The organism is Pseudomonas sp. Leaf48, from assembly GCF_001421885.1.
Classification (GTDB): domain Bacteria; phylum Pseudomonadota; class Gammaproteobacteria; order Pseudomonadales; family Pseudomonadaceae; genus Aquipseudomonas.
Window position 1 is genome coordinate 149,635 of record NZ_LMLH01000006.1, and the last position, 19,228, is coordinate 168,862.

Genomic DNA, 19,228 nt, shown 5'->3' on the forward strand with positions numbered 1-19,228 from the left:
CTTGGGCACAGGAATCGACTCATAGGGAAAAAAGCATGGGCACCGTGCTGCTCGTGGACCCGCTCCCCATCGTTCGCAATGGTCTGCGGGCGTTGCTTGAGCGTGCAGGCCACACCGTGCTGGGCGAAGTCGACAATGGCCAGGATGCGCTGATGCAATGCCGCCAGTTGCACCCGGAAATGGTGATCATCGAGTTGTTGGTCCCGGGTCTGGGCGGTCTGGATCTGCTGCGCCGACTGAGGGCCAGCGACGAAGACATCAAGTTGCTGGTCTATAGCGTCCAGGAGGCCAGTCTCTATGCCACGCGCTCGCTACAAGCCGGGGCGGATGCCTATGTCAGCAAAGCCGACGCCGTGACAGAACTGGAAAGTGCCCTTGTGGCGCTCAGCCATGGGCGCCGTTATTTTCCGCGTGAAGTTTCCCGTCAGGACGCCCAAAGCGTGCGCGGGGAGGGTGAGAGCGAACTGGAGCAATTGTCAGGACGCGAACTCACGGTTTTGCAGATGCTCAGTCAAGGGCTCAACAATAAAGACATCGCCGAGCAATTGAGCCTCAGCTACAAAACAGTGAGTACCTACAAAGCGCGCCTGCATCAGAAGCTCAAGGTCAGCAATGATTTCCAGTTGCTGGAAGTGGCCCGTACGTTTGGCCTGGTCGCCGGTGAAGACCCCGGCGTTGGGCACGAGCCCTACCTGGATCCGCAACTGCTGCGTGAATACGACTTGTTGCGTGCGTTGCTCGATTCGGCGCCATACCCAATGTTCGTGCGCGATCTGGAAGGACGGCTACTGATGAGTAATCGCCGTTACCTTGCGTACACAGGTGAAAGCTTCGAGAACATTCGAGGCACCACGCTTGCGCAGGCAAAATGGCTGCCGGCGCAGATGCGCCAGAATTCACACATGCGCATGCGCGAAGCCGTCATCCGCCAGGAGTCGTTCATGGCCGAAGTCGTGTTCGAGAATGACGGGGTATCGAACGTTATGTATATCTGGTGTACGCCATTCCGTAACGAGGCCGGTGAACTTGTCGCCATGTTCGGTGGCATGCGCGACCTGACGGAACGCGACAGGCTGCTCACCAAATTGCGTCACGAAGGTGCCGAGGCTCGTTACGAAAGTCACCTGAAAAGTTCCACGCTGATGGCGGTAAGCCAGGAGTTCAAGGCGCAAACTGAGGCGATGAATAAAAGCCTAAGGGAAATTCTGTTGCCAGAGCTCGACCACTCTGAACGCATTTTGGACACGCTGAGCCGGCACGTCGACAGTATGCGCCAGTCCCTGACCAGGCTCGACGACTGGATAATGCTCGATGCCCACCATCAGGAGACACAGCATGAGGCCCGCAACCTGGGAGCACTGACTGAAGAGCTGCTTGGGCCCATTCACCCGCAGCTTGAATCAAAGGGTTGTCAGTTGAATCTGGGGCCGGGCCTGCGGGGCTTGAAAAGCGCCTGGATCGATGTCCGACATTACCGTCAATTGCTGGAAAACCTGTTTGCCTATCTGCTGCAGGGAACACCGCCCCCTGAAATCTCCATGATTCTGACGACGCACATTTTGCCCCGTGGCTTTCTACGCCTGAGTCTTGAATTGTCGCCTTGGCATGAACCGGCCGAAGACGCCCCATCGGCCCTGTTGGCGTATGCCAGCATCCAGCGCCTGGTGTTGGAACTGCAAGGCAAGGTGCAGACCGAATCCAGTGTGGATGGCAAGGCACTTGTGTGGCGCCTTGAACTGGATGTGGCACAAGACCTGGGCTCCTCACATTAGGGGCATAGGAAAACCGGCGCCGACTTCTGCAACGGGTGTAAAAGCTGTCACCCGTCACCCCTTTATCTCACGCGCGGTCTCCCTATATACCTGAGTCTGCAGCTGTTGGCAGGTGCACCCTGCGCTGGCGCATCAGGCCGATACTTCCCACCGCTAACGCCAACAGGCTGATGGCAATCCCGGCGATGACGACCCCGTTCCAACCCTGTGCCTGGTAGAGCTGAGCGCCGAGCATCGAACCCATTGCCCCGCCGAGAAAATAGCAGGTGATGTAGCCTGCATTCAGGCGATTGCGGGCTTGTGGTTGCAGTGCATAGACAGCGTTCTGATTGCTGACATGCACCAATTGCACCGCCAGATCCAAAACCACTACGCCAACCAACAACGCAATCAACGATTCTTTGGCCCACAACAACGGCACCCAGGCCAACAGCAACACCACCAAACCAACGAATGTGGTGAGTAGTCCTTTACCTTGATCCGCCAGGCGTCCCCCTAGCGAGGCCCCCAATGCTCCGGCTGCTCCCACCAACCCGAACAGGCCAATCGTGGCATCGGAATACTCATAGGGTGCATTCGCCAAAAGAAACGTCAAGGGTGTCCAGAACAACGCAAACAGACAAAAGCTGAGCATCCCCAATCCGGCTCGCAAGCGCAGCACCGGTTCATCGATGAATAATTGCAGTACCGACCCAAGCAATTGCAGGTAGCTCATCTGGACCGTTTGGCGACGCGGTGGCAATGCCTTCCATAGGGTGATTGCGCATATCAGCATCAAGGCACTCGCCACCAGGTAGATGCTCCGCCACCCACCCAAGGTCGAGAGACCGCCCGCTACCGTGCGCGCCAGCAAAATGCCGAGCAATAGACCGCTCATCATGGTCCCGACTACGCGCCCACGACGTTCGGGCTCGGCCATGCTGGCAGCCATGGGCACCAGAACCTGTGCCGCCACTGAAAACAGCCCTGTCAGGGTGGTGCCCAGAATCAGCCAGCCAACACTCGGTGCCGCCCAACTGAGCAGCAGGCCCAGGGCGCTGAGGATTGTCATGAGTACAACCAGGCGCCGTTGCTCCAGTAGATCGCCCAGCGGCACCAGGAAAAACAAGCCTGCGCCATAGCTCAGTTGAGCGGCGATGACGATGAGTCCGGCATCGCGGGTTTCCAGGCCAAACTCTGCGGCAATGGTGTGCAGCAAAGGCTGCGCGTAGTAATTGCTGGCCACGGCCAGACCGGTAGCGGTCGCCATCAGGAACGTCAATCCGCGACTGAGTAGCGGGCGAGTCTGCGACATACAAACCTCCTTGGAATAGTGAGGCGGCCAGTATCAATAGCGCGTATGTATGACACCAATGTATTGTTGAGATCCGATTGATCGTAAAACAAGATACTCATGAACCTTAAGCAAATGGAATATGCGCTGGCCGTGGCCGAGGAAGGCAGCTTTACCCTGGCCGCCGAACGCTGCCACACCGTGCAGTCGGCCCTGAGCCATCAGGTGGCACGCCTGGAGGGGCAACTGGGAGCGAAGCTGTTTGAGCGAACGTCGCGGCGCGTCAGCCTTACGCCCGCCGGCGAAGCGTTTGTGCGCAGTGCACGAATTGCCCTCGATGCCGCACAGCGAGTGGCCCATGACGTGGCAGCAGCGTGTGGAGAGGTGCGTGGCGCCTTATCGATAGGAACAATTTCGTCACTGACCTCCCTCGATCTGGTCGAATGCTTAGGGCAGTTCCATCAGCGATTCGATCAGGTGGACATCCGCTTGAGGGTGGCCCAGAGCGAAACGCTTCTTGACGATGTGCGGCAACGCCGCCTGGATATCGCCTTTGTCGGGTTTTGGCCGGGAGTACGCCTGGAAGGAGTGCAATGGCGCTTGCTGGCTGAAGAGGAATTAGTCGTCGTGGTGCCGCAGAGTCACCACTTGGCGAAGAGCACTTTAGTGTCGCTGACCGACCTGGTGGAGGAACCTCTGGTGGATTTTCCTTCCGGCACCAGTGCACGGCGCCAGACAGACGAAGCGTTCATGGCGCAGCGCCTCCATCACCGTGTGCAGTTCGAGGTCGATAGCATGGACCTGGTGAAAAAATTCGTCCGCCGTGGTCTGGCCATTGGCTTGGTACCAGCCACCATCGCGCAAGGGTTACGCGAAATGGTAGCGATCCCTGTGAGCGATGCACCTGGGCGCTGTGTCTATGCGCTGTGGTCCACGTCTCCAACACCTGCGGCCGAGGCGTTCATGGCGTGTTCGCTGGACGGATTTTGTTCAAGCCGATAGACACGGTTCCAATTTGCTCGCGGCGCAGGTTGATCGGCGAGCCAGCGATGCCGTCGAGGTCGGTATTGACGTGATGTTTGTGTATCGTCCGAGGGTCGAAATTAGCCAGGAGGCTAATGGGGGCTCATTACACCGTTGAATCCTGCGCGAGTCGTAAATGATGAGGGCGCCCGGTGCCGCGACCGATCAGGCTGCCGACGCCGACGCCGACGCCGACGCCGACTCCGACTCCGACTCCGACTCCGCCAAGGCCGCCGAGTACTGCGCCTACGCTACTGTCATGATTGTTCTGCATCTGTGTCAGTGTTATCTGCTCGATCTTCGCGCAGGCAGCCAGGGCGAGCGCTCTGGCGATGAGCGCGGCCATGAGCTACGGCCTCGGCAATCTCGAAAATAATTGCGATGAACAGGTCCACATGGCAGCAGTCCAGATCGGTGCAGGGTGACTCCCGGCCGAAAAGCGGTCCATCCCTGTGCGGATCTACGGGAAACCAGGCGGGCCTTGCCTGGGGCGCGATCCAGGTTTGCAACTGGCCTGACGCGCTCTCCAGTTGGAGGGACTGCAATCGAAGTGCCGACTGAACCAGCGAGAGAAGGCACTGAGTTCTGAAAACCCCAGGACACCGGCAATCTCGCCCAAAGGGTGGTTGGAATGTGCCAGGTGGCGCATTGCCAACTCGGCACGTACCTGGTCCAACAGAGTAGAAAATGTTTCACCTTCCAGTGCCAGCTTGCGATGCAGCGTACGCCTGTCAAAGCCCAGGTTGGCCGCAACCTGCTCTACCGAGCAACGGCCCGTGGGCAAGAGCATCCAGATCATCTGGCGCACCTGTTCAAGTAACGCGGTCCGGGATTCTTCGCGGATGCTGTCCAGATACTGATGAACATAACGCGCCATGTCCGGATCGGCGCTTGGCAGTGCCGTGTCGAAGTCAGTACTGCGACAAACGATGCCATCCATCAGGCTGTTGAACTGGACCGAAGTGGCGAACACTCGCCGGTGTCGGCTGTCGTCGAGCGGCGCAGCGTGACGGAAGCAAACCATGGATGGATGCCAGTGATTACCCAGCAAGGTTTTCAGCAGGCGGTGGGTCACCGCAATGGACAACTCAGTCGTCTGACGGACCGACACGTTGCCCAATGTGACTTGCTCCATGCGCAAGACCACGACGCCGCCGCTTTCCTCGATATTCATTACCAGCCCCTGATTGTGCAGGTAGAGGAAGTCGCGAAACGCGTGCAAGGCCGAGCGGATGGTTGGCTCGTCGCGCCATAGCAGTGCCAGGGGGCCCAGATTGGAGAGCTTGCGAGTTTGCGCCATGCGCAAACCAAAATCGTCGACACCGGCCTCGCGCGCAGAACTTTCCAGCAGTTGCGCTACGGCGTCGGTAGGGATCTTCAAATCCGGTTCGAGCAGGCATCGTGGATGGAGGCCGGCGAGGCGCAACTGCTGCAGATGGTCAACATCAAACGAGCGCGCCACTTCCACGTAGTTGGTCAGGCTGGCACTGCGAACAAGACCGCTCATAGGTGATTTCCATTGCGAAACAGTGACCAGCTTAGCAGGCCGATGTCCCGAAATGTCAAGTTCATGTCCCGATCGGTCAACCCGAATCAGCAAAGTGACCTTACAGTGGGTTCAACGACGAACAATAATAAAGGAACTGTCCATGCCGCTGAATCAGCCCAAGCCGAGCACGCCAACCACGCCAACCTGCGATGCCATGCGCGAAGCCGGCAACTGGAATCCAGCCTGGAGCACCATGGCCGAACTGGATGCCGAGTGGATCGAGAAATTCCTCTCCATGGCCGTGCACCCCATGCATAAAGAGGTGCTGGACCCCAAGACTGTCGAATTGATCTCGATCGCTGTCGACGCCTCTTGCACTCATTTGTACGCTCCGGGCGTACGCCGTCACATCCGCAAGGCCCTGGAGCTTGGCGTCAGCGTAGAGGAAGTGCTTGCAGTGTTGCAGCTGACCTCGGTGCTGGGCATCCACAGCATGGCGGTGGGCGCTCCTCTGCTGATTGAAGAAGCGCAGAAGCTGGCGGCGGAGGGCCCGAGGCAAGGCAGCTACTGAATTTCCTCCTACACCGACACCGACGGCGCTCAGCGCGCCGTCGTGCCGTGAGTGCTCAACCGCGGATGAATGCCAACAGATCAGCGTTGATCTGATCCGCATGAGTTGTTGGCATTCCATGAGGAAAACCCGCGTACGTCTTGAGCGTGGAGTGCTTCAATAGTTTGGCCGAAAGCGGCGCAGAGTCGGCATACGGCACTATCTGGTCGTCATCGCCATGCATCACCAGTGTCGGCACCTCAATCGCCTTCAGATCTTCGGTGAAGTCGGTCTCGGAAAACGCCTTGATGCAATCGTAGTGAGCTTTTGCACCGCCCATCATGCCTTGCCGCCACCAGTTGTCGATTGCGCCTTGGGAAACCTTGGCGCCCGGTCGATTGAATCCGTAGAACGGCCCCGACGGCACGTCCACGTAAAACTGCGCGCGGCTGGCGACCAGCGCCGCCCGAAAGCCGTCGAACACTTCCAGCGGTAAGCCGCCGGGGTTCTTCTCTGACTTCACCATAATCGGCGGTACTGCGCTGATCAGGACCGCTTTGGCAACCCGACCTGGTTTGGCCCGTGCAGTGTAACGCGCCACTTCTCCGCCACCAGTCGAATGGCCGACATGGATCGCACCTTTAAGGTCGAGTGCATCGGTCAACTCGATGACGTCGGCGGTGTAGGTGTCCATTTCGTTGCCCACCCAGGTTTGGGTCGAACGCCCATGACCCCGGCGGTCGTGGGCGATCACGCGGTAGCCTTTGAGCAGAAAAAACATCATCTGGTTGTCCCAGTCGTCTGCGCTCAATGGCCAGCCGTGGTGAAACACAATGGGCGTCGCATCTTTCGGGCCCCAATCCTTGTAAAAAATCCGGGTGCCGTCTTTGGTGGTAATGAAGTTCATGGCGTGCATCTCCTGATGATCGGATGTGTGTTGGGTTGCACTGTGCGTATCAGCGGCTTGCGTCCATTCGCTAAAGCTGGATAGCGGTACCAACAAACTTGCGGCCACTACCACTGAACCCGTCAGTATGGCCCGGCGCTGGGAATCTACCTCTGGATTGGAAACTTTCGTAGTGGTCTGGCCTGGCGATGATGGCCCATGGCTTGTAGTGGATAAAACGCCCGGATATAATGCGACGCATTCCCAAATATGCGGCGAGCGCAAACAGCCAGACTGGCGCTATGCCAATTGTCTTGTGTGCCCGCACGCCGGCCGTATGTTGCAACTCTCGGCAATCGTGGAATTTTCAGGAAAGAACCGAATATGACTGCCCGAGCCTTGCGTAAATGGTACCTGGTCCACAAGTGGACCAGCCTGATCTCCACTGTCTTTCTGTTGCTGCTGTGTCTGACGGGGTTGCCGCTGATCTTTCATGAAGAGATCGAGCACTATTTCGAGCCGCACCCGGAACTGCGTCCGCTTACCGCCGATTCACCACAGATCGACTACGACAAGGTTATCGCCGGTGCACTGGCGGCACGGCCGGGTGAGGTCGTGCGATTCGTCAGTTTCGATCCGCAAGACCCCCTGGGTGCGGTGATCACTGCACCGACCCTGGTGCCACCGCCGCTTGAAGCTCACGTTCAGCCGTTCGATACGCGCACCGGCGAGTTGTTTGCGCCAGAGCCACCGGACGATGGCTTCATGACTCTGATGTTTCGCCTGCATACCGATTTGTTCCTCGGTCTGCCTGGCTATCTGTTCCTCGGTTTGATGGGGTTGCTGCTGGTGGCCTCGCTGGTTTCCGGCGTGGTGGTGTACACACCGTTCATGCGCAAGCTGGACTTTGCCACCGTGCGTAGCGGGCGCAGTTCACGACTGAAATGGCTGGACCTGCACAATGTGCTCGGGGTCGTCACCCTGGCCTGGGTCCTGGTGGTTGGCGCCACCGGTGTCATCAATACGCTGGCGCTGCCGATACTTGGCATGTGGCAGAGTGGCCAACTGGCAGAGATGACCGCGCCCTACGTTGACGCACCGCCGCTCAAGGGTCTCGGCTCGTTGCACAACGCGTTGCAAACTGCGCGTAACGCGGCGCCGGGCATGGAGCCGAGTTTCATCGCATTTCCCGGTACCCAGTTCAGCAGCCAGCATCATTACGCGGTGTTCATGCGTGGGACTACGCCACTGACAGCACGTTTGCTCAAGCCCGCCCTGGTGGATGCCAGCACCGGTGAGCTGACCGATATGCGCGAGATGCCTCTGTACGTGAAAACCTTGCTGGTCTCGCAACCGTTGCACTTCGGCGACTATGGCGGCTTGCCGTTGAAGATCATCTGGACACTGCTCGACATCATCACCATCGTCGTCCTGGGTAGCGGTCTGTACCTCTGGCTGGGACGACGCAAGGTACCGCTGGAAAAACGCCTGGCCGAACTTCAGACCAGCGACCTTGAGACGGAGGGCAGGGCATGAGGCGCGGGCTCTGGATGATATTCCGCTGGCCACTGCTCGTGGCGCTATTGAGTCTGTTTGGCCTGATATCGGCATTGATCGGCGATGAGGTCTATGACCTTTTGTCGTGGCTCAGCCTGGGGGTGCCGTTGCTGTTGCTCGGGGTGGTTTGGCTACGCTTGCGTCGCTCGAAACGGGCGCTTGGGTGATCGCAGTCGGCGTTCTGCTCTGCAGCGCTTCTGCCGGCTTGTCGAACCGCGCCGCTCAATCCGGTTTGGCAGCTCCATGATGGAGCTGCTTCGAGGGCGTGTTGACTTGCGTTGATCTTAAACGGCAGGGAAGGCGGCCGCAGGCATCGTCATTGGCGTGGCGAAGTTCAGCGCAACCATGTACATCACGCCTCTGCCAGGTTCAGTCAGTCCGGCATGTACACAGATGAAGTCGAACACCGCTTCGGCTTCGGCTTCATCCACCACCACGTTGACCACCCGGGAGAGCACCGCCTCCGGCACTTCGTTGCCGCGTGCCTTGGCGGCCTGCAATACGGCCACGCCACGGCAGCTGACGCTGTCCGCGCGGGTAATGCCATGCGCCTCTTGCAGCAGGAGCAACAGCCTGCGTTCCGTGCCGTCGTCGGGCAATATGCAGGTGATGAGTTTTGCCGCCCCGCCCGGTATTGCCGCGTTCGCCATGCTCACGAGGCTTTCCCTTGTTCCAGCGTTTCACGGGGGATGTAGGTGGCCACTTTTTCCACCGGTGTCGCATAGATCATGCCGGCGCCGGGAACACCCAGGTCGGCGGCGTGGTAGATGGCCTCAAGAACCGCATCCTGGTACTCGGCAGCCACCAGCAGGCTGACCACTTCTTTCTCCGCATCGATGGCGATGCTGAGCAGGCCAAGCCGCTCACGGGGGCCAATGCCGTTGGCGTGGTAGACGATGGCGCCTGGCGCGCCCATGCCTTGTGCCGCACGAATCACAACGTCTGCGCGCCCGACGGCGACAATGCAGGTGATCAGTGCAACGTCAGTCAGGTAGGTAATCCCTTCAGCTTTCATCCAGCTTCTCCGCTGCTCAATAATTGATTCGCCGGCTGTTGCGTGGTGGCCGTTGCCTGTCTCCACAACTGCAAGCGCGCCCACTGCCCGAGGAGCATGACGCTGATGACAGGGCCGACCGATGCCATACACAGAATGCCAAAACCCTCGACCGCGTTGGTGGCGTTGCCCAGCCCCAGGCCCATGGCCAGAACGAGCGGCACGGTGATCGGCCCCGTGGTAACGCCGGCGCTATCCCAGGCCACATTGACGAACTCTTCGCTCGAAAAGACCGTGAGCACCGCAGCAAGCAGGTAGGGCGGTATTACCAGCCACACCAGTGGCAGGTCGAACACCAGCTTGGCCACGCCCACGGCAATACCGCAGGCGACGCCTATCGATACTGCGCGTATCAGGCTGCGCTTGCGGATAAACCCGTTGGTGAGGGTCTCGGCGGTGACGCCGAGCGCATTCAGCGCGGGTTCGGCGACGGTTGCGCCGTACCCGAGCACCCAGGCGAAAACCAGGGCCAGTACCAACCCCACCTCGTACATGTAAAGAGGGGAGTCGTCCACGCCGGGAGTCTGCATGAATGCCGCCGGGATCAGCGAGCCCGCACTGCCTCCCAGTTTCGACAGGCCGTAGGTCAGCCCGAGGTTGAACACGCACATGCCCACCACGGTCAGGCCGATACCGAGGAAGATCTCGTTGCGCCGCGGCAGACTCTGGCGCAGCAGCAGTTTGAGCACTATCAGCAGGAATATCACCAGAGGCACGATGGCCCGCACCCCCGAAACGATCTCCAGTCCGGGGCTGACCCTGTGCCAGTCTGCTGCCAGTTGTCCGGCGCCGGTTGCGCTCTGGGCCGCAGCGATGATCTCCGCCGGCGAGGAAATAGCGGACACGTACAGACCCAGCAGCATGACCCCGGCGACGGGAAACAGTGAGGCCAGTGTGACAATGCCGAACCCGGACAGCCCTGAACCGCCTTTGCCTGCGGCAGCTGCAATGCCGATGCCCAGCGCCAGCACCAGCGGTACAGTGACCGGCCCGGTGGTGACCGCGCCGGCATCCCAGGCCAGGCCAATGATTTTTGCAAGCTCAGGATCACTGCTCATGTACACCGTCAGCAGCAGAACAGGGGCCAGGGACATGTAGATCAGCGGCTTCAGGCTCCAGCCGTAGAGAAAGCGCAGCGTCCCGATGACTGCGGCAAGGCCGACGCTGGCCCCGACCACCAGGACCAGCTCACTGGTCCACTGGTTGAGTATCGCCCAGAGATAAGGCGCGCGCTCTGCGGAAACGTTCTGCCCGGCGGCACGCAGCGCGCCGATGGCCGGTTCAGCGAAAGTCACCCCGATGCCCAGCAGCAGGGTCACCAGTAACACCACGGGCAGGGATAACTTGCGTGGAAGGTTGCTGCCGATGACTTCGCCGAATGGCATCAGGCCGAGCTTCAAGCCTTCCATGAACAGCATCAGTCCGACGATCACGGCAAACAGGCCGCCGGCGACAAGCAGCGAGTCCTCAACCAACTGGCGCAGGATGATGATCTGGAACAGCACCAGGTAAAGGGCCAGCGGCACCACGGCGCGAACCTGCTCCATTAGCCGCACGCTGAGATACGGCTTGAGGATGGCGACGACCTCGCCTGCACGCAATTTCGCAGCTTTGTGCGGGGCGGCCTGCCAGCGGCCATCGGCATCGCGTACCGGGGCCGATACCAGTTCACGCATGGGAATTTCGCGGCGACGGGCTCCGACCCTATGCAAATAGTCGGCGTAACGAATGGGGTCTTTCATAAGGTCATCTGTTGAGGTTATCTATCAGAAGGAACCGGCCGCAGTCATAGCGCTCTGCGAGCTGTACGAGATAAAGAGGCTATTTATGTGCACATCTCACTGCGCCTGCTGTGCCGTTGGCGCCGCCGAGCATAGCCCACGAACAGCCGTGGAGAGTGCCCTATTAGAGGCCAGTTCGATAGCGTAGAAAAGTTAATAATGATCAAAAATATATAATTGTATCGGCAGAGCCCTGCATAGGCTCTGCGCAACACGGGTGGAGGTACATCAGGCAGTGCCGGAACATGTATAAAAAAGATGTTCCACACGTTCAGGGGAGTCATCGGCACAACAGAAGCCAAACGGAAAGAACAGCATGGGTTGTTTGTCAGAATCCCTAATCAGCCTTGCTCTGGTGGCTGCCAGGTAGACTCCCAGTGCTGATCAGCCTTCTCTCCAGCAGAATATTCTGCAGCGCCTGGCGATCCGACGGTTCCAGTTGATGCTCTCGTTCCTTGAGTTCAAGCAGGATTGGGCTGGACCACTGGCGGTAGGTTTGTTCGGCTCTACGAATGGATGACATTGATTCCTCCTTGATGCTCGTGCCAATAGGGGGCCGCAGTTCAATACGAAAGTGACCCTAGCCGAGGAAGTTGCTTGTCGCCAATGCAGTGCGTCGGACATCAATCCGCGTGACCCCAGCCTATCGTAAGACGGCTATTTCGCCTTCCAGCTACCACCGCCTGTTTCACAATCGATTTTCGACTGCGCGAGATTTTCAGCGTTGTAGTAATAGGTGGTGACCTGGGCATTGTCCGGGATGTTGAGGGACTTGCTGTTCTTGTCCTTGCTTGTCGATTGAGGGTTGGCCAGGGACTCCTGGGTCAAGGTGGCGAGGCAGGTGGCCTGGTAGTGGTCGGCGCACTGTTCGACGGGTTTCTTGGTGTTGCTGAGCATTTCCTTGCTTTCGTTGCTGCAGGACCAGTCGATCGCATCCACCGGCATGCCTTCGTACTCATAACAGGTGTGGCTTTCGATTACCGGCACCGAGGGGCTTTGGGAGCGGGTGATGACATCGCAACCTTGAGCCATCGCCAAGGCAGGGCTCAGGCTGGCGATGACGAGGAGAATTGCAGTGTTCATGATTTTCCTCTCCAGTTGAGTCCTGCCATGCATACGGTTAGACGAAGGGTTGACCGCTGAAACCCCGAGGCAACCTGTTCAGGCCGGAAATGGCGGTCAGGCGTTCGATCCAGGCGGTTCGCCAGTCGTTGGCGGTGTGGACGGCTTTGGCTTTGCGGGCCGCACGACGGGTAGCACTGCGTTCTGCTTTGCGTGCCTCTTTGTAGGCATCGGTGTTGCGGCAGCTTCTGCACTTCACTCGATTGAGTTCCTGGGTCGATGTGAGATTGCTGCCTTTGTGACCGCAGGCCAAGTGTCCGCTGACTTTGAAGTGAGTGACCATCGAAACGTCTCCTGTGCGACGTGTGATCGGTTGACCTCACGCGGGCGCTGACGTTCGATTGGATTACTCCAACGAAAAATCCCGGCGCCAGGCCGGGTGGGGGATATGCGAAAGTCGATCAGGCAGCCAGAAGCAGGGTGACCCTGACGTCGCCGTTCATGTGACCTGAATCAGGTCGTGTGCTGACACGATCCTCCAGGCAGCAATCATCTGAACCGGGGCAGCGGCCGGTCGACCGGTTTCAGCGATGACAGCGTATGTCGGATGAGCGGCGTATCTTTTTCGATGTCGTTCAGGCGATCACGAATTCTCAGGGCGGTTGGATGCCCGCCTTGGTGATCGACCCAGTCGGCGATTTCCTTGCAGGCCGCTGCGAGGCGGGCCTGACGGGAGTCAAGCAGGGTAAGCAGAGTGGTGATGGACTCTTTTTCGGACATGGGAAACACCTCCGTTTAAGAAACCTGGGTGTGGCATCAAATAGCCCGGGGGCTTATTGCTGTTCTGTTCTGTTCTGTTCTGTTCTGTAGGAGCGAGCATGCTCGCGATGGACGTCAACGATAACGCGGGAACCCTGAATGCCCGCGTCGCTCTCACCTCCATCGCGAGCGTGCTCGCTCCTACAGAAGGAAAGCAGCATTTGCAGTATAGACCGGCAACAGCTCGTCAGCTTTGGCGGGCTGACACCTGTGACTTGGCGTTCAGTTGCCGGCAGGCAGACTGGGCGTCTTCTTCAAGGTCATAGCCGTCACCGATGAAACCCTGGGTGCGGGTATCGCAAATGCGGTACCAGACAGCCGCGTCCGGTGGCAGATGACCGGATTCGCCGGTCCTGCGACCATGGATAATGATCTTGTTGCAACGCTTGACGACGAAAATGTCTTCCATGGCGTCTCCGCAGCGGGTTCCTGTTCAGATCAACTATAGAAGCCATTACTGATCGTGCAAAAAATACACAGTTCAATTCGTCGGGTCCGAGGCCGCGAGCATGCCCTCCAGGAACATTGCCAGCCCCACTTCCTCAGCCTTGAGCCCCTTGCGGGCACGCGGCCGGGGCAACTGGTGGAGTGACCCGAGCAGGAAGCCATCGAGCACGGCCGGGTGGATGTAGCATTTGCGGCAGACCGCCGGGGTGTTGCCCAGTTGCCTGGCGACGTCCTTGACCATTTCCACCACATGCCGTTTTGCTTCAGATTCAGCTTCCCAGCGCAGCTTGCGCAGCATGGCCAGAGCCAGAACACTGCCAGCCCAGGTGCGATAATCCTTGGCGGTGAAATCGGCGCCGGTGAGGGTTTGCAGGTAGCTGTTGATGTCGGATGAGCTGACGGTGTGCCGTTCACCGTTTTCATCCAGGTACTGGAAGAGGTTTTGTCCGGGGATCTCCTGGCAGCGTTTGATGATCCGCGCCAGCCGCCGGTCTTTGACGGTGATCTGATGCTCGACGCCGCTTTTGCCGCGGAACTGGAACAGGATGGCGCTGCCATTGATTTCCACATGGCGGCTGCGCAAGGTGGTCAGCCCATAGGAGCGGTTATCCCGGGCATATTGACTGTTACCGATGCGGATCAGCGTGGCATCGAGCAGGGTGATGACCGTGGCCATGACTTTATCGCGGCTGAAACCCGGCGCCGCCAGCAGGGCCTCCAGTTGTTTGCGCACTCTCGGCAAGACCAGCCCGAAGTCGCGCAGGCGCATGTACTTATCGGCGTCACGCACTTCCCGCCAGCGTGAGTGGTAGCGGTATTGCTTGCGCCCCCGGGCATCGCGGCCCGTGGCTTGCAGATGCCCGCGCGGATCGGTACAGATCCACACATCGGTGTAAGCCGGCGGCACCGCGAGGGCGTTGATGCGCTTGATTTCGTCGGGGTCGCTGATGCGCTGGCCTGCGGGGTCGAAATAGCAGAACTTGCCACGCAGTTTTTTGCGGGTGATGCCCGGCTGGGTGTCATCGACATAGTGCAGGTCAGGGGGCAGCGCATCGGGCATGGCGAATGTCCTTGGCAGGGAATCAGGGGCCGTTACAGGCATTGACCCCGCGCCGATGCAGTGGTGCCAACGGATTTACGCCAGTACCGCCACCGCCTTGATCTGTGCCCAAAGGGACTGGCCGGGATGCAGGCCCAACTGGTCGCGGGAATAGCGGGTGATGCGCGCGAGCAGTGGCGTGCCCGCGGCGTCGAGGCGAATCAGGACATGGGCGGCGTTGTCGGCATTCATTTCGCTGATCACCGTGACCGGCAGGCGATTGAGAATGCTGCTCTGCTCGACGCTGTGCAGGCTCAGGCTGACGTCTCGCGCCTGTACCTTGCAGCGCAACGACTGGCCTACTTCCATCCGGGTGTGCGGCACGCGAATGCTCAGCGCGCAATCGGGCAATTGCAGGCTCAGCAGTTGGTAGTTGGCGTCATAGGCACTGACGTGCCCCTCAATCACCACGCCGGCATCGTCCCCCTGAGCCAGCGGCAAGTCGAGACGGGCCAGGGTCTGGCCGATAGGGCCGCTGGCCAGGGCCTTGCCGTCGCTGAGCAGGACGATATGGTCGGCCAGGCGCGCCACTTCATCCTGGGAATGGCTGACGTAGAGCACCGGGATCTCCAGTTCATCGTGCAACCGTTGCAGGTAAGGCAGTATTTCACCTTTACGCCGGGCATCCAGGGCGGCCAGTGGTTCGTCCATCAATAGCAACTGCGGGCTGGTGAGCAAGGCCCGGGCGATGCCAACGCGCTGGCGCTCTCCGCCAGACAGATGTTGTGGATGGCGGTCGAGCAACTGACTGATGCCCAAAAGCTCGGTGGCATGGGCCATATCCACCCGGCGCTGGTGCCTGGGGATGCGCTTGAGGCCGAACTCCAGGTTGGCCAGCACCGACAGGTGCGGGAACAGGCTGGCTTCCTGGAACACGTAGCCGAGGGCACGTTTATGCGGCGCGACGAATATCTTCCTGGCGCTGTCTTGCCAGACTTCTCCGTTGACCTGGACGAAACCCTGGCTGGCCTGTTCGAGGCCGGCGATACAACGCAGGCAGGTGGTCTTGCCCGAACCCGAGTGGCCGTAAAGCGCGGTGACGCCACGGCCCGGCAGCTGCAGGTCGACCTCCAGGGCGAAGCCTGAATAATCCAGTTTCAGACGCACATCAATCATCGGTCAGCTCCAGCCTGCTTTGGTTTTACGGCTGGAGTACAGCGCCAGCAAGACAATGAACGAGAACACCAGCATCGCCCCGGCCAGCCAGTGGGCCTGGGCGTATTCCATGGCTTCGACGTGATCGTAGATCTGCACTGAAACCACGCGGGTCTTGTCGGGAATGTTACCGCCGATCATCAGCACCACACCGAATTCACCGACGGTGTGGGCGAAACCGAGAATGGCTGCAGTAATGAAACCGGGGCGGGCCAAGGGCAGGGTTACGCTGAAAAATGTGTCCCATGGATTGGCGCGCAAGGTTGCCGCCACTTCCAGGGGGCGGGTACCGATCGCGGAAAAGGCGTTCTGCAGCGGCTGGACCACAAACGGCATCGAGTACAACACCGAGCCGATGACCAGCCCGGCAAAACTGAAAGTCAGGGTGCCAAGCCCAAGTGATTGGGTGAACTGGCCGATGAACCCGTGAGGGCCCAGCGCCAGCAGCAGATAGAAGCCAATCACCGTGGGCGGCAGCACCAGAGGCAGGGCGACAATCGCCCCGACCGGGCCGCGCAACCAGGAGCGCGTGTGCGACAGCCACAACGCAATCGGAGTGCCGATCAGCAGCAGGATGAAGGTGGTCAGGGACGCCAGTTTCAGGGTCAGCCAGATGGCGGAAAAATCGGCACTCGAGAGGGACATTTAGATCTGGTAACCGTAGGACTTGATGACAGCGGTGGCTTTCGGACCCTTGAGGTACTCAACCAGAGCTTTGGCCGCCGGGTTGTCCTTGCCCTTGTTGAGGATCACCGCGTCCTGTTTGATCGGGTCGTGCAGGCTGGCCGGAACGATCCAGGCCGAACCGCTGGTGATCTTGCCGTCCTTGTAGATCTGCGACAAGGCGACGAAGCCCAGTTCAGCGTTGCCGGTGGAGACGAACTGGTAGGCCTGGGTGATGTTCTGGCCTTCGACGATCTTGTCCTTGACCTTGTCGGTCAACCCCTGTTTGGCCAGTACCTGAGTGGCTGCAAGGCCATACGGCGCGGCTTTCGGGTTGGCGATGGACAGGTGCTGGTACTCATTGTTTTTCAGTACCTCGCCCTTGGCATCGACGTAGCCTTCCTTGGCCGACCACAGGGCCAGGGTGCCGATGGCGTAGGTGAAGCGCGAGCCCTTGACCGCGTCGCCTTCGGCTTCGAGCTTTTGCGCGGTAGTGTCATCCGCCGAAAGGAACACCTCGAATGGCGCGCCATTCTTGATCTGGGTGGAGAACTGCCCGGTTGCCCCGAAGGAGGTGACCAGTTTGTGCCCGGTGTCTTTTTCGAAGTCGGCTGCGATGGCCTGGATTGGCGCGCTGAAGTTAGCCGCTACCGCGACCTGGACTTCGTCGGCCTGGGCAGAGCCGAAAGCGAATACGGCGATAAGGCTCGCCAGACAGGCAGGGGCAAAACGTGAGGCACGAATGGTCATGAACCGGCTCCGTCGTAGACAATTGCAGCAAGTGGGGGATCGCTATGTACAAGAATATATAGCGAATAAGCTGCAAACGGAACGTGGAATCTTCGTTGATGAGCAACTTCACGGCAGCTGCCGCAGCCCACGGCAGCTGCTACAGCGGGGATCACTTAACGACGGAGCAATCTGGCCAGGCCTTCATCGGCCAGATGCCGGGTCAGTTCTGCCGAGGTCAGTTCAGCGCCGAGGGTAAATGCCTGTCCGGCCCACAGATTGCTGAAATCGGCCTCGCCCTTGGCCCTCAGAGGCATCAGCGCGCCGCCGGCGAGCGGGAAGGCCGGGGCCTTGGCGCTCATGGGGCCGAGTTCGCGCATCACCCGATTGAGAATCCCCCGGGCCGGGCGACCGGTGAAAATGTTGGTGAGCGCTGTCTCGCTTTCACGAGCCGTGCGCAAGGCTTTATGGTGCGAGGCGCTGACCTTGGCCTCAGGCGTGAACAGGTACGCCGTGCCGACTTGCACCGCCGACGCCCCGAGCATGAATGCCGCTGCAACACCGCGTGCATCGGCGATACCGCCAGCGGCAATCACTGGCACTTTCACCGCATCGACGATTTGCGGCACTAACGCGAAGGTGCCGACCTGGCTGCTCAGGTCATCACTGAGAAACATCCCGCGATGCCCACCGGCCTCATACCCCATGGCGATGATCGCATCACATCCGTGCTGCTCCAGCCATAGCGCTTCTTCGACGGTGGTGGCGGACGACAGCACTTTCGCACCCGTGGCTTTTACCCGATCCAGCAGGGCTTTGTCCGGCAGACCAAAGTGGAAGCTCACGACTTCGGGACGGAACTCCTCGACTATCGCGCAGGCCGCATCATCGAAGGGCGCGCGATTGGAGACCGGCGTTGGTGCATCGAAATCGGCGCCCAGTTCCTGATAGTAGGGTTGCAGCAGATTTTTCCAGTCCTGTGCCCGCTGCTCGTCCGCCGGTGGCGATGGGTGGCAGAAGAAGTTGACGTTGATCGGGTGCCGGGTGTGTTGGCGAATGGTCTTCAACTCCTCGCGCAACTGCTCGCTGCCGAGCATCGCGGCGGGCATCGAGCCCAGGCCACCGGCGTTGCTCGCGGCAATCACCATGGCCGAGTTTGTGGCGCCGGCCATGGGCGCCTGGATAATCGGCAGCTCGATCCCGAGCAGGTCAAGAATGCGGGTGTCTGGCCATTGGTTCATTGCACTGGTCTCCCATGATGGGTTCGGGCAGGGACATGTTTGTAACCCATCGACTGGCGCGAGGCCAGTCGACTTTTCGGCCAGTTCGCGGTTGCTCGACGGCGATGCAGGGGGTTTCCAAATTACAGACGCTTCCTACGCGCGAATAAGACGGATCCTATTTCGTCTCTTCTCCGTTTTTTCAATGCTTTCATCCCCCCGGACCCGGGTGAAAGCCCTGCCTTTTCTGCCCGTCCCCCGCAGACCAGGAAGGACTGAGCATGAGCAATCCGCTGCGCACTTTTTACGACCACAGCCGCCACAAACTCAAGATCGACCAACTCGACACCCACCTCGACGTCCTCGCACCCTACCTCTACCGCATCGAATTCACCGCCAGCGACCTCGACATCGGCGCGGAAAAACTCATCGGCCAATACGCCGAGTTCAGCCTGTACGCCCACCCCTCGACGCGGCCGGTGATGTCCTGGGACGAACCCAAGCCACCCAAACCCCTGCGCACCCTGTACGGCCGCATCACCGGCTGCCAGCGCCTGTCCGGGTCGGTCGACGAAGCCCGCTACGAAGTCACCCTGCAACCGCGCCTGGCCTTTCACTACCGTCGTTCGGGGTGATAACCAGACGGCGC

General features: G+C 59.8%; 22 protein-coding genes and 1 pseudogene. 7 read left to right on the forward strand and 16 right to left on the reverse strand.

The features are described from left to right. The first annotated feature begins 35 nt into the window (after positions 1-35). Positions 36-1,772, forward strand: coding sequence for a LuxR C-terminal-related transcriptional regulator (locus ASE98_RS06965; protein WP_060540647.1), 1,737 nt, complete (start codon positions 36-38; stop codon positions 1,770-1,772). Positions 1,773-1,854: 82 nt separating this feature from the next. Here the strand turns inward: ASE98_RS06965 and ASE98_RS06970 are convergent, their stop codons facing one another. Further along, a complete protein-coding gene (locus ASE98_RS06970; RefSeq protein ID WP_060540648.1) occupies positions 1,855-3,066 on the reverse strand; it encodes an MFS transporter in 1,212 nt (403 codons plus the stop codon). A gap of 99 nt (positions 3,067-3,165) precedes the next feature. Between ASE98_RS06970 and ASE98_RS06975 the strand changes: the two genes are divergently transcribed. Both ASE98_RS06975 and ASE98_RS26475 read left to right on the forward strand, forming a co-directional pair. Continuing rightward, entirely contained in the window at positions 3,166-4,047 is an 882-nt protein-coding gene (locus ASE98_RS06975; protein ID WP_060540649.1) for a LysR family transcriptional regulator, read from the forward strand. A gap of 157 nt (positions 4,048-4,204) precedes the next feature. Next, positions 4,205-4,444, forward strand: a complete 240-nt coding sequence (locus ASE98_RS26475; protein WP_060540650.1) for a hypothetical protein — start codon at positions 4,205-4,207, stop codon at positions 4,442-4,444. A gap of 84 nt (positions 4,445-4,528) precedes the next feature. Here the strand turns inward: ASE98_RS26475 and ASE98_RS06985 are convergent, their stop codons facing one another. Then, positions 4,529-5,575, reverse strand: a complete 1,047-nt coding sequence (locus ASE98_RS06985) for an AraC family transcriptional regulator (protein ID WP_060540651.1) — start codon at positions 5,573-5,575, stop codon at positions 4,529-4,531. Positions 5,576-5,717: 142 nt separating this feature from the next. Between ASE98_RS06985 and ASE98_RS06990 the strand changes: the two genes are divergently transcribed. Continuing rightward, complete coding sequence (locus ASE98_RS06990; protein ID WP_060540652.1) at positions 5,718-6,128, forward strand: carboxymuconolactone decarboxylase family protein; 411 nt, start codon at positions 5,718-5,720, stop codon at positions 6,126-6,128. Between the two features lie 55 nt (positions 6,129-6,183). Here ASE98_RS06990 and ASE98_RS06995 read toward each other — a convergent pair whose 3' ends face one another. Then, on the reverse strand, positions 6,184-7,014 hold the full coding sequence (locus ASE98_RS06995; protein ID WP_060540653.1) for an alpha/beta fold hydrolase: 831 nt from the start codon (positions 7,012-7,014) through the stop codon (positions 6,184-6,186). 363 nt (positions 7,015-7,377) lie between these two features. Here ASE98_RS06995 and ASE98_RS07000 point away from each other — a divergent pair, with 363 nt between their 5' ends. Together ASE98_RS07000 and ASE98_RS07005 are read left to right on the forward strand one after the other, a co-directional pair. Then, a complete protein-coding gene (locus ASE98_RS07000) occupies positions 7,378-8,529 on the forward strand; it encodes a PepSY-associated TM helix domain-containing protein (RefSeq protein ID WP_060540654.1) in 1,152 nt (383 codons plus the stop codon). Then, the gene (locus tag ASE98_RS07005) at positions 8,526-8,717 is read left to right on the forward strand and encodes a hypothetical protein (RefSeq protein ID WP_060540655.1); all 192 of its coding nucleotides are present in this window, start codon (positions 8,526-8,528) and stop codon (positions 8,715-8,717) included. Before ASE98_RS07000 ends, ASE98_RS07005 begins: the two co-directional genes overlap by 4 nt. 117 nt (positions 8,718-8,834) lie before the next feature. Here the strand turns inward: ASE98_RS07005 and ASE98_RS07010 are convergent, their stop codons facing one another. From ASE98_RS07010 to ASE98_RS07070, 13 genes are all read right to left on the reverse strand, one after another. Further along, positions 8,835-9,206: a hypothetical protein gene (locus ASE98_RS07010; RefSeq protein WP_060540656.1), complete on the reverse strand. Its 372-nt coding sequence runs from the start codon at positions 9,204-9,206 to the stop codon at positions 8,835-8,837. Beyond that, positions 9,203-9,565, reverse strand: coding sequence for a P-II family nitrogen regulator (locus ASE98_RS07015; protein ID WP_060540657.1), 363 nt, complete (start codon positions 9,563-9,565; stop codon positions 9,203-9,205). The genes ASE98_RS07010 and ASE98_RS07015 overlap by 4 nt, the downstream gene beginning before the upstream one ends. Beyond that, a complete protein-coding gene (locus ASE98_RS07020) occupies positions 9,562-11,346 on the reverse strand; it encodes a DUF1538 domain-containing protein (protein ID WP_060540658.1) in 1,785 nt (594 codons plus the stop codon). The genes ASE98_RS07015 and ASE98_RS07020 overlap by 4 nt, the downstream gene beginning before the upstream one ends. Before the next feature lie 376 nt (positions 11,347-11,722). Then, positions 11,723-11,908, reverse strand: coding sequence for a hypothetical protein (locus ASE98_RS07025; RefSeq protein ID WP_060540659.1), 186 nt, complete (start codon positions 11,906-11,908; stop codon positions 11,723-11,725). 134 nt (positions 11,909-12,042) lie between these two features. Next, entirely contained in the window at positions 12,043-12,468 is a 426-nt protein-coding gene (locus ASE98_RS07030) for a hypothetical protein (protein ID WP_060540660.1), read from the reverse strand. Positions 12,469-12,505: 37 nt separating this feature from the next. Further along, a complete protein-coding gene (locus ASE98_RS07035) occupies positions 12,506-12,790 on the reverse strand; it encodes a hypothetical protein (RefSeq protein ID WP_060540661.1) in 285 nt (94 codons plus the stop codon). A gap of 206 nt (positions 12,791-12,996) precedes the next feature. Next, positions 12,997-13,227 (reverse strand): hypothetical protein, encoded by a 231-nt coding sequence (locus tag ASE98_RS07040; protein WP_057714650.1) that lies wholly within the window; start codon positions 13,225-13,227, stop codon positions 12,997-12,999. A gap of 226 nt (positions 13,228-13,453) precedes the next feature. After that, on the reverse strand, positions 13,454-13,675 hold the full coding sequence (locus tag ASE98_RS07045; RefSeq protein WP_060540662.1) for a hypothetical protein: 222 nt from the start codon (positions 13,673-13,675) through the stop codon (positions 13,454-13,456). A gap of 72 nt (positions 13,676-13,747) precedes the next feature. Continuing rightward, complete coding sequence (locus tag ASE98_RS07050) at positions 13,748-14,773, reverse strand: DNA topoisomerase IB (RefSeq protein WP_177336953.1); 1,026 nt, start codon at positions 14,771-14,773, stop codon at positions 13,748-13,750. A 75-nt stretch (positions 14,774-14,848) separates the two neighbouring features. Continuing rightward, a complete protein-coding gene (gene modC / locus ASE98_RS07055; protein WP_060540663.1) occupies positions 14,849-15,928 on the reverse strand; it encodes a molybdenum ABC transporter ATP-binding protein in 1,080 nt (359 codons plus the stop codon). A 3-nt stretch (positions 15,929-15,931) separates the two neighbouring features. Beyond that, positions 15,932-16,612: a molybdate ABC transporter permease subunit gene (modB, locus tag ASE98_RS07060; protein WP_060540664.1), complete on the reverse strand. Its 681-nt coding sequence runs from the start codon at positions 16,610-16,612 to the stop codon at positions 15,932-15,934. Beyond that, positions 16,613-17,380 carry a molybdate ABC transporter substrate-binding protein gene (modA, locus tag ASE98_RS07065; RefSeq protein WP_060540665.1) on the reverse strand — a complete coding sequence of 256 codons (768 nt, stop codon included), beginning with the start codon at positions 17,378-17,380 and terminating at the stop codon, positions 16,613-16,615. It abuts the gene before it with no gap. A gap of 155 nt (positions 17,381-17,535) precedes the next feature. Beyond that, entirely contained in the window at positions 17,536-18,600 is a 1,065-nt protein-coding gene (locus ASE98_RS07070; RefSeq protein WP_060540666.1) for an NAD(P)H-dependent flavin oxidoreductase, read from the reverse strand. Between the two features lie 260 nt (positions 18,601-18,860). Between ASE98_RS07070 and ASE98_RS07075 the strand changes: the two are divergent. Beyond that, positions 18,861-19,190 (forward strand): annotated as a pseudogene (locus ASE98_RS07075) (type VI secretion system tip protein VgrG); the annotation flags it as partial. Positions 19,191-19,228 lie beyond the last annotated feature (38 nt).

Coding starts and splice junctions, on each gene's coding strand:
- ASE98_RS07045 (WP_060540662.1), bottom strand. CDS start 13,675: ATGGAAGACATTTTCGTCGTCAAGCGTTGCAACAAGATCATTATCCAT.
- modC (WP_060540663.1), bottom strand. CDS start 15,928: ATGATTGATGTGCGTCTGAAACTGGATTATTCAGGCTTCGCCCTGGAG.
- modA (WP_060540665.1), bottom strand. CDS start 17,380: ATGACCATTCGTGCCTCACGTTTTGCCCCTGCCTGTCTGGCGAGCCTT.
- ASE98_RS07000 (WP_060540654.1), top strand. CDS start 7,378: ATGACTGCCCGAGCCTTGCGTAAATGGTACCTGGTCCACAAGTGGACC.
- ASE98_RS07005 (WP_060540655.1), top strand. CDS start 8,526: ATGAGGCGCGGGCTCTGGATGATATTCCGCTGGCCACTGCTCGTGGCG.
- ASE98_RS07020 (WP_060540658.1), bottom strand. CDS start 11,346: ATGAAAGACCCCATTCGTTACGCCGACTATTTGCATAGGGTCGGAGCC.
- ASE98_RS07025 (WP_060540659.1), bottom strand. CDS start 11,908: ATGTCATCCATTCGTAGAGCCGAACAAACCTACCGCCAGTGGTCCAGC.
- ASE98_RS06990 (WP_060540652.1), top strand. CDS start 5,718: ATGCCGCTGAATCAGCCCAAGCCGAGCACGCCAACCACGCCAACCTGC.
- modB (WP_060540664.1), bottom strand. CDS start 16,612: ATGTCCCTCTCGAGTGCCGATTTTTCCGCCATCTGGCTGACCCTGAAA.
- ASE98_RS06970 (WP_060540648.1), bottom strand. CDS start 3,066: ATGTCGCAGACTCGCCCGCTACTCAGTCGCGGATTGACGTTCCTGATG.
- ASE98_RS06985 (WP_060540651.1), bottom strand. CDS start 5,575: ATGAGCGGTCTTGTTCGCAGTGCCAGCCTGACCAACTACGTGGAAGTG.
- ASE98_RS06965 (WP_060540647.1), top strand. CDS start 36: ATGGGCACCGTGCTGCTCGTGGACCCGCTCCCCATCGTTCGCAATGGT.
- ASE98_RS07070 (WP_060540666.1), bottom strand. CDS start 18,600: ATGAACCAATGGCCAGACACCCGCATTCTTGACCTGCTCGGGATCGAG.
- ASE98_RS07050 (WP_177336953.1), bottom strand. CDS start 14,773: ATGCCCGATGCGCTGCCCCCTGACCTGCACTATGTCGATGACACCCAG.
- ASE98_RS07035 (WP_060540661.1), bottom strand. CDS start 12,790: ATGGTCACTCACTTCAAAGTCAGCGGACACTTGGCCTGCGGTCACAAA.
- ASE98_RS06995 (WP_060540653.1), bottom strand. CDS start 7,014: ATGAACTTCATTACCACCAAAGACGGCACCCGGATTTTTTACAAGGAT.
- ASE98_RS07015 (WP_060540657.1), bottom strand. CDS start 9,565: ATGAAAGCTGAAGGGATTACCTACCTGACTGACGTTGCACTGATCACC.
- ASE98_RS26475 (WP_060540650.1), top strand. CDS start 4,205: ATGATGAGGGCGCCCGGTGCCGCGACCGATCAGGCTGCCGACGCCGAC.
- ASE98_RS07040 (WP_057714650.1), bottom strand. CDS start 13,227: ATGTCCGAAAAAGAGTCCATCACCACTCTGCTTACCCTGCTTGACTCC.
- ASE98_RS06975 (WP_060540649.1), top strand. CDS start 3,166: ATGAACCTTAAGCAAATGGAATATGCGCTGGCCGTGGCCGAGGAAGGC.
- ASE98_RS07030 (WP_060540660.1), bottom strand. CDS start 12,468: ATGAACACTGCAATTCTCCTCGTCATCGCCAGCCTGAGCCCTGCCTTG.